The sequence below is a fragment of the Hydrogenophaga sp. genome (assembly GCF_030158645.1).
Classification (GTDB): Bacteria; Pseudomonadota; Gammaproteobacteria; order Burkholderiales; family Burkholderiaceae_C; genus Hydrogenophaga.
Genome location: NZ_JAOASO010000097.1, coordinates 1 through 8838, shown reverse-complemented (window position 1 = coordinate 8838; position 8838 = coordinate 1). Strand labels below are relative to the sequence as shown.

At 67.5% G+C, this 8838-nt stretch carries 7 protein-coding genes; 3 read left to right on the top strand and 4 right to left on the bottom strand.

Features of this window, described 5'->3' with window-relative positions:
- The 3 genes from Q1W68_RS11220 to Q1W68_RS11210 all read left to right on the top strand — a co-directional run.
- Positions 1–1643: DNA topoisomerase IV subunit B (locus tag Q1W68_RS11220; RefSeq protein ID WP_300716717.1), on the top strand; the 1643-nt coding region annotated here is incomplete at its 5' end.
- Between the two features lie 18 nt (positions 1644–1661).
- On the top strand, positions 1662–4013 hold the full coding sequence (gene parC, locus Q1W68_RS11215; protein WP_300716715.1) for a DNA topoisomerase IV subunit A: 2352 nt from the start codon (positions 1662–1664) through the stop codon (positions 4011–4013).
- A 2-nt stretch (positions 4014–4015) separates the two neighbouring features.
- On the top strand, positions 4016–4216 hold the full coding sequence (locus Q1W68_RS11210) for a hypothetical protein (protein WP_300648793.1): 201 nt from the start codon (positions 4016–4018) through the stop codon (positions 4214–4216).
- Between the two features lie 174 nt (positions 4217–4390).
- On the opposite strand, the gene Q1W68_RS11205 is transcribed toward Q1W68_RS11210, so the two are convergent.
- From Q1W68_RS11205 to Q1W68_RS11190, 4 genes are all read right to left on the bottom strand, one after another.
- Positions 4391–4858 (bottom strand): RidA family protein, encoded by a 468-nt coding sequence (locus tag Q1W68_RS11205; RefSeq protein ID WP_300716713.1) that lies wholly within the window; start codon positions 4856–4858, stop codon positions 4391–4393.
- A 70-nt stretch (positions 4859–4928) separates the two neighbouring features.
- A complete protein-coding gene (locus Q1W68_RS11200) occupies positions 4929–5900 on the bottom strand; it encodes a transglutaminase family protein (RefSeq protein ID WP_300716711.1) in 972 nt (323 codons plus the stop codon).
- A gap of 1 nt (position 5901) precedes the next feature.
- Positions 5902–8502 (bottom strand): circularly permuted type 2 ATP-grasp protein, encoded by a 2601-nt coding sequence (locus tag Q1W68_RS11195; RefSeq protein WP_300716708.1) that lies wholly within the window; start codon positions 8500–8502, stop codon positions 5902–5904.
- A gap of 95 nt (positions 8503–8597) precedes the next feature.
- Positions 8598–8838 (bottom strand): transglutaminase family protein (locus Q1W68_RS11190; protein WP_300716705.1); only part of this gene is annotated, 241 nt, incomplete at its 5' end.

Here is an 8838-nt window from a genome sequence, read left to right as displayed (position 1 = left end):
GCGCCTACAGCTTCTCGGGCGGCCTGCACGGCGTGGGCGTGAGCGTGACCAACGCACTTTCCACCCGCCTCGAAGTGACCAGCTACCGCGAAGGCCAGGTGGCGAAACTCGCGTTCTCGGCTGGCGACGTGATCGAGGCACTGGTCATTGCACCGAAAGGCGAAGGCGACCGTAAGCAGGGCACCACCGTGCGCGCCTGGCCCGACGCCAAGTACTTCGAATCCGCCGCCCTGCCCATGGCCGAGCTGACCCACCTGCTCCGCAGCAAGGCGGTGCTGATGCCGGGTGTGACGGTGACGCTGGTGAACGAAAAGACCAAGGACATCCAGACCTGGCTCTACAAGGGCGGCCTGCGCGACTATTTGCAGCAGACGCTCAATGGCGAGCCGGTGATCCCGCTGTTCGAAGGCGAAGGTTTTGCCGACGCGAAAGACGAGAGCTTTGCCGAGGGTGAGGGCGCCACCTGGTGCGTGGCCTTCACCGAAGACGGCCAGCCGGTGCGCGAGAGCTACGTGAACCTGATCCCCACCAGCGCGGGAGGCACGCACGAGAGCGGTTTGAGAGACGGCCTGTTCCAGGCGGTCAAGGGCTTCATCGAACTGCACGCGCTGCTGCCCAAGGGCGTGAAGCTGTTGCCCGAGGACGTGTTCGCGCGCGCCTCCTATGTCCTCTCAGCCAAGGTGCTGGACCCGCAGTTCCAGGGCCAGATCAAGGAACGTCTCAATTCGCGCGACGCGGTGCGGCTGGTGGGCAGCTTTGTTCGTCCCGCGCTGGAGCTCTGGCTCAACCAGCACGTGGACTACGGCAAGAAGCTCGCCGAACTCGCCATCAAGGCCGCGCAGACGCGCCAGAAGGCGGGTCAGAAGGTCGAGAAGCGCAAGGGCTCCGGCGTGGCCGTTTTGCCCGGCAAGCTCACCGATTGCGAGAGCCGCGATCTGGCGCACAACGAGGTGTTCCTGGTCGAGGGCGATTCGGCCGGCGGCAGCGCCAAGATGGGCCGCGACAAGGAAACGCAGGCCATCCTGCCGCTGCGCGGCAAGGTGCTCAACTCGTGGGAAGTCGAGCGCGACCGGCTGTTTGCGAACAACGAGATCCACGACATCGCGGTCGCGATTGGTGTCGACCCACACGGTGCAACCGACACGCCCGACCTGAGCGGCCTGCGCTACGGCAAGGTCTGCATCCTGAGCGACGCCGATGTCGACGGCTCGCACATCCAGGTGCTGCTGCTGACGCTGTTCTTCCGCCACTTCCCGAAGCTGATCGAGACCGGGCACCTGTACATCGCCAAGCCGCCGCTGTTCCGTGTGGACGCGCCGGCGCGCGGCAAGAAGCCGGCGGCCAAGCTCTACGCGCTGGACGAGGGCGAACTCACGGCCATCCTCGACAAGCTGCGCAAGGAAGGCGCCCGCGAGACCAGCTGGACCATCAGCCGCTTCAAGGGCCTGGGCGAGATGAACGCCGAGCAGCTGTGGGACACCACGCTCAACCCCGACACGCGCCGCCTCATGCCGGTGGTGCTGGGCGCCATCAACTTCGCGGACACCGAGGCCCTCATCACCAAGCTCATGGGCAAAGGCGAAGCCGCTTCGCGCCGCGAGCTCATGGAACTGCACGGCGACTCGGTCGACGTGGACATCTGACCCTTTTAGAACCGACGCATGTCCGACATCCTGAATCCCGAATTGCCTTTGTCCGAGCCGGACGACGGCCTGAACCTCGCGAACTACGCGCAGCGCGCCTACCTCGAGTACGCGCTCTCCGTCGTCAAAGGCCGCGCGCTGCCCGACGTGTGCGACGGCCAGAAGCCGGTGCAGCGGCGCATTCTGTACAGCATGGACCGCATGGGTCTCGGTTTCAGCGGGCCCAACAACAACACGGCCGCGCGCCCGGTGAAAAGTGCGCGCGTGGTCGGTGATGTGCTCGGCCGTTTCCACCCGCACGGCGACCAGGCAGCCTACGACGCACTCGTGCGCATGGCGCAGGACTTCGCGCAGCGCTACCCGCTGATCGACGGCCAGGGCAACTTCGGTTCGCGCGACGGCGACGGCGCGGCGGCCATGCGCTACACCGAAGCGCGGCTGGCCAAGATCACCACGCTGCTGCTCGACGAGATCGACGAAGGCACGGTGGACTTTGTGCCCAACTACGACGGCTCCACGGTGGAGCCCAAGCAGCTGCCCGCGCGCCTGCCGTTCAACCTGCTCAACGGTGCCTCCGGCATTGCCGTGGGCCTGGCCACCGAGATCCCCAGCCACAACCTGCGCGAGGTGGCCGACGCCTGCGTGGCACTCATCAAGAACCCGAAGCTCACGGACGACGAACTCTTCGCCGTCCTGCCCGGGCCCGACTACCCCGGCGGCGGCCAGATCATCAGCCCGGCTGGCGACATCGTTGACGCCTACCGCACCGGGCGCGGCAGCCTCAAGGTGCGCGCGCGCTGGAAGATTGAAGACCTCGCGCGCGGCCAGTGGCAACTGGTGGTGACCGAGCTGCCACCCGGCGTGAGCACACAGCGCGTGCTCGAAGAAATCGAAGAGCTCACCAACCCCAAGGTCAAGGCCGGCAAGAAGGCGCTCACCCAGGAGCAGACGCAGCTCAAGGCCAGCATCCTCATGGTGCTGGACGGCGTGCGCGACGAGTCGAGCAAGGACGCACCGGTGCGCCTGCTGTTCGAGCCCAAGAGCAGCCGCATCGAGCAGCAGGAACTCATCACCGCGCTGCTGGCCCACACCAGCCTGGAGACCTCGGCGCCGATCAACCTCACCATGATCGGCCTGGACGCTCGGCCGACGCAGAAATCGCTGCGGCAGATGCTCAATGAGTGGATCGAGTTCCGCCAGGGCACCATCACCCGCCGCTCGCAGCACCGCCTGACCAAGGTGCTGGACCGCATCCACATCCTCGAAGGGCGGCAGCTGGTGCTGCTCAACATCGACGAGGTGATCGCCATCATTCGCCAGGCCGACGATCCCAAGGCCGCGCTGATCGAACGCTTCAAACTGAGCGACCGGCAGGCCGAAGACATCCTTGAAATCCGCCTGCGCCAGCTCGCGCGGTTGGAGGCCATCAAGATCGAGCAGGAGCTCAAGTCGCTGAAAGAAGAGCAGGGCAAGCTCGAAGACATCCTGGGCAACCCCGGCAGCCTCAAGCGCCTGATGGTGAAAGAGATCGAGGCCGATGCGAAGAGCTTTGCGGACGCGCGCCGCACGCTGATCCAGACCGAGAAGAAGGCCGTGGCCGAGATCAAGGTGGTGGACGAGCCGGTGACGGTGGTGGTGTCCAGCAAAGGCTGGGTGCGCGCACGCACCGGCCATGGTCACGAGGCCGGCAGCTTCGCGTTCAAGGCGGGCGACGGCTTGTACGGCACGTTTGAATGCCGCACGGTGGACACCATGATCGTCTTCGGCAGCAACGGGCGCGTGTACTCGGTGCCCGTGGCCAGCCTGCCCGGCGCGCGCGGCGACGGCCAGCCCATCACCACGCTGATCGAGCTGGAGACCGGCACGCAGCCGCTGCACTACTTCGCCGGCCCGGCCAACGCCGCGCTGCTGCTCTCCAGCTCGGGTGGCTACGGCTTCCTGGCCACGGTGGAGAACATGGTCTCGCGCCAGCGCGGCGGCAAGACCTTCCTGAACCTGGGCGAGGGCGAATCGCCTTGCGCACCGTCGCACGCTGCGTTCACGTCGGGCGGCCAGCCGCTGAACGCCGCCACCCACGTGTGCTGCGCTTCCACGGGTGGGCGCATCCTCACGTTTGAAATCGGCGAGCTCAAGCTGATGGAAAAGGGCGGTCGCGGCCTGATGCTGATCGACCTCGAACCCAAGGACACGCTGGCGGGCGCGGCGGCCTACACGCGCAGCGTGAAGATCGAAGGCATCGGACGCGGCGGCAAGGAGCGCGACGAAACGCTGGAAATCCGCAGTCTGAACAACGCACGTGCGGCGCGCGGCCGCAAAGGCAAGGCGGCCGACCTGGGTTTCAAACCCAGCCGCGTCACGCGGGTGGAGTGACCATGAACAGCGGAGAACTGACCGGGATCGTGATCGCCGCCGCCGTGGCGGTGCTGGCGTTCGGCGTCACCCGTTTTGCGGTACGGCACTTCGCGCGAAGACGAGCAGCCAAGGAGGAAGTCGCTGCGCAAGCCACCCAGAGCCGCCAGGTGCGGCGAGCAGGCAAGCGCAAGAAGCAGCAGGCAACGACACGACCGAAGTGATTCCCACCAGAGGCATCGAGGGTCCGGCTCCGCCGGCCCCAGATGCGGCCCCCCTTCAGGGGGGAGCGCCGCGAGGCGCGCGGTGGGTCATCCCAGTTCGCATCGAGGGTCCGGCTCCGCTGGCCCCAGATGCGGCCCCCCTTCAGGGGGGAGCGCCGCGAGGCGCGCGGGGGGTCAGCCGATCTCTGCGATCAACTCGATTTCAACGCACGCGCCCATGGGCAGTTGCGCCACGCCGAACGCACTGCGCGCGTGCGCACCCACCGGGCCGAAGACCTGACCGAGCAATTCGCTGCAGCCGTTGGTGACCAGGTGCTGTTCGGTGTAGGTGGCCGTGGAGTTCACCAGGCTCAGCACCTTGACGATGCGCTTCACGTCGTCGAGCGTTTTGCCGGCGGCCAGGCAGGCGGCGGCCAGGGTGCCGAGCAGGTCGATGGCCACAGCGCGGGCGGCGGGCTTGGCTTCGTCGGTGGTCATCGTCAGGCCGAGTTGGCCGACCCATGGCTTGCCGTCCTGTCTGGCGATGTGGCCGCTGAGAAACACGAGGTTGCCGGTCTGCACGAAGGGCACGTAGGCCGCAGCGGGCACCGAGACGGGCGGCAGGACGATGCCGAGTTGGGACAGCTTGTCGTAAATGCTCATGGGAGGGCTCCTGAAGAATGAGCGGCCCATTCTAATGACGGCCCCCTGCGCGAGGCCGTCTGCAGGCGCATCAGTCCTGCGGTGGCGAGGCCTGTGCTTCGAGCGCCTTCAATTCGTCGGGTGGTGCCACCGTCACCGCCACTTGCAATGTGTGGCCGGCACCGCTCTGGATGACGCCGCGCATGGGCGAAACATCGCCAAAATCGCGGCCGGTGGCCAGCGTCACGTAGTCCTCGCCCGGGCTGCCCCAGCCGCAGCGGTTGTTGGTGGGGTCGAAGTCGAACCAGGCGCCGGTGGTGTCGGACTCATCATCCGAGTCGCTCACGATCGGTACGTACACCGACACCCAGGCGTGCGAGGCGTCGGCGCCGATCAGTCGCACCTTGCCGGGTGCCGGGCGCGTGAGCAGGTACCCGCTCACATAGCGCGCGGGCAGGCCCAATGTGCGCAGGCAGCCCAGCATGATGTGGGCGAAGTCCTGGCACACGCCCTTGCCCTGGGCAAGCGCGTCGAGCGCGGGGGTGTTCACCTCGGTGCTGGCGGTCTCGTAGGTCAGCTCGGTGTGGATCAATTCCATGAGGGCCTGGGCCGCGGCCAGCGCAGGCAGGCCGGGCTTGAACACGGGGCGGGCGAAGGCGGCAAATGCGTCGTCGCGCGGCACATAGGGCGATGCGAACAGGAATTCGGCTGCGGGGTCGAAGGGCGCGTTGGCCCGGTAGCGGAAATGCTCGCGCACGCGCTCCCAGGTCATGCCGCGCCAGGGCGGGGCCTGTGGCAGTGGCTGGTGCGCGCTGGTCTCCACCAGGCTGTCGGCTTCCACCGTGAGCACGCTGTGGGTGGCTTGCAGCGAAAAGAAGGTGCGCAGGTTGCCGAACACGTCGGTGGTCTGACTGAGCGCCGCCGGCATCGGGTCAATGCGCAGTTCGTTGTCGATCAGGCGCTGGTGAGGTGTCTGCAGCGGACACAGGTGCACCATGTGCTGCGCCAGGTCGATCGAGCCGTGGTAGCGGTAGCGGGTGCGGTGGAGGATTCGAAGTAACACGTCATGCACCCAGGGACTGGTTGCGCAGATCGGCGTGGCTGAAGTGCAGACGGCTGAGCTCGTTGGAGAGTTCCACCGCCGCTATCTCGCAGCCGTCCAGCAATTCGGCCAGTTCGCTCCAGACGCGCAGGCCTTCAGGGTTGCGTTGCCAGTTGCTCAGGTCGGGCAGCACCCAGGTGTCGGGGTTGGGCAGGCCCTGGGCCAGCACCGCGTCTTGGGGCGTGGCGCTGCGGGCCAGTTTGGCCAGCCGCGAGCGCAGCGTCTGCACCACCCAGGCCAGCGAACGGGGGTTGTCGCGGTCCATCACCAGCAGGTCGATCAGCGCCACCATGTCGCGCCGCTGCTGGTACTGCGCGTGGAAGGTGATGGTGCTGTCGAACAGCGCGACCACGGCCTCGAAGCCGGCCTGGTCGTGCACGCACCCGTGTTCGAGTGCGAGCGACAAGGCGCGCGAGAGCGTGATGAGGCGCTCGATGTGGCGGCCCATGGAGAGCAGGCGCCAGCCGTCGTCGTGCACCATGCGGTCGGTTTGTGAGCCGGTGATGGCCGCCAGCAGTTCGCTGGTGCTCTGCAGCGCCGTGAGGGCTTCGGCGGTGGCGTATTCGGCGTCGGTCGACAGGGCGGCACAGTCGCGTGCAAAGCCGGTTTCGGTGCGCTCGATCAGGTGCCAGTGTTCTTGCGACAGGCGCTCGCGCACCTGCGAGGCGGCGGCCTTGAGCGCGCGCAAATTGAATCCCACGCTGTGCGACTTGGCGAACAGCGGGTCGTCGGCTGTGGGTGAGAGCGCGGCCATGAGGCTGCGCGCGAACACGCGCGGTGACGCGGTGGCGGCGGGTGCTTCGGAGATCACCAGCGAGTTCTCGGTGGCGGTGGCGGTGAGCCAGGCCATGAGCGGGCGTGAATTGGGTTCTTCGCCGCCCAGGTGGTTGAGCACGATCTGCGCGAGTCGCAAGCTGTTTTCTGCGCGTTCGGTGTAGCGGCCCAGCCAGAACAGGTTTTCGGCCGCGCGGCTGGTCACCGGGCGCTTCTGCTGCGCCAAGGCCAGCGTGGTGGGTGCCGATTGCAGCAGGCTGGTGTGGTCCACGGGGCCGTCGGTGAGCACCCAGCAGTCGGCGCTGCTGCCGCCGCGCTGCATCGCGGCGATGAGCTCGCCGCGCTGCGCCAGGCGCACCAGGCCACCGGGCAGCACGCGCCAGGAGCCGGCGCCGTCGGCCAGCGCGAACACGCGCAGCATGGCCGAACGGGGCATGAGCCGTTCACCCGACCAGGTGGGCGTCTGTGAGAGCGGCAGCCAGGATTGCACGGTGTAGTCGTCGGGATGGCGTGCCATGCGGCCGGACCATTCGTCGAGCTCACGCTCGCTCAGGCTCTGGCCCATGGCGGTGTCCAGGCCCGAGCGCGGGTAGGTCGGTTTGATCACGCTGCCCTTGATCAGTGGCAGCACCTCGCGCAGGGCGGCGTCTTCGCCGCACCACCAGGTGGCCAGCGAAGGCATGGCGAGCTCTTCACCCAGCAGGTGGCGGCTGATCGCAGGGAGAAAGCCGAGCAGGGCGCTGGACTCGAGCGGCGCCGAGCCGGGCGCGTTGGCCAGCAGCAGGTTGCCGGCGCGCAGCACCTGCAACAGGCCGGGCACGCCCAGGCGCGAGTCGGAGCGCAGCTCCAGCGGGTCGAGCCACTCGTCGTCCAGTCGCTTGATGAGGGCGTGCACCGGCTCCAGGCCGCTGAGCGTCTTGAGGTACAGGCGCTGGTCGCGCACGGTGAGGTCGTTGCCCTCGACCAGCGTGAGGCCGAGGTAACGCGCGAGGTAGGCGTGTTCGAAATAGGTTTCGTTGTAGGGGCCGGGCGTGAGCAGCGCGATGCGCGCGTTCTCGCCCTCGGGCGCCATGCGTTTGATGCCGTCCATGAGCGCGCGGTAGCTCGCGGCCAGGCGCTGCACCTTCATGCCGGCAAACGCCTTGGGAAATTGCCGCGCGATCGCGATGCGGTTTTCCAGCAGGTAGCCCAGGCCCGACGGCGCCTGCGTGCGCTGGCCCACCACCCACCAGCGGCCATCGGGTCCGTGGGCCAGATCAAAGCCCACGATGTGCAGCCAGGTGTCGCCCGGCGGTTTCACACCCTGCATGGAGCGCAGGTACCCCGGGTGGCCTTGCACCAGCGCGGCGGGCAGCAGCGCGCGCTTGAGCAGCTCGCGTTCGCCGTAGAGGTCGCCCATGATGGCGTTGAGCAGGCGGGTGCGCTGCAACACACCGGTTTCGATCTGCGCCCAGTCTTGCGGGCCGACAAGCATGGGGAAAAGGTCGAGTGCCCAGGGGCGCTGCAGGCCTGCCGAAGCGTCAGCGTAGACGTTGTAGGTCACGCCGTTGTCGCGGATCTGGCGCTGCAGGTTGTCGCTGCGGCGGTTCAGGTCCTTGAAGCCATCGGTGCCGATGTGCTCGAAAAAGCTGGACCACGGTGCGGCCAAGGCATCGCTGTCGGGCTTGCCGTCGGCACGCAGCTCGTCGCGATGTCCCGGGTCGGCGGGGACCGACAAGGACAAAGCCCAGTCGCCGGGGTTCTCGGGACTGAGCTCGTCAAACAGGGAGTCGGAGGCGTCGTGGTTCACTGCACCCGAGTATGCCCGGTGGCCTCCAGGCGCCGAGACGCCGGGTTCGCCGCCTTGTTGCTTCCGTCACACAAGGGGTTTCACCCGGCGAGCGGTCAGTAGCGCAGGTCCAGCGTGGTGGGGAACTCGCGGCTGCTGGTGGCCGGCTTCACATCCATGTGACCCGGCGTGTGCCCCATCTGGAAGAAACGCGACATGCGCCGGCTCTCGGCCTCGTAGGCGTTGATCGGGAAGGTGTCGTAGTTGCGCCCGCCCGGGTGTGCCACGTGGTATTGGCAGCCTCCCATGGAGCGCTTCATCCAGGTGTCGACGATGTCGAAGGTGAGCGGCGCGTGC

Coding starts and splice junctions, on each gene's coding strand:
- parC (WP_300716715.1), top strand. CDS start 1,662: ATGTCCGACATCCTGAATCCCGAATTGCCTTTGTCCGAGCCGGACGAC.
- Q1W68_RS11210 (WP_300648793.1), top strand. CDS start 4,016: ATGAACAGCGGAGAACTGACCGGGATCGTGATCGCCGCCGCCGTGGCG.
- Q1W68_RS11205 (WP_300716713.1), bottom strand. CDS start 4,858: ATGAGCATTTACGACAAGCTGTCCCAACTCGGCATCGTCCTGCCGCCC.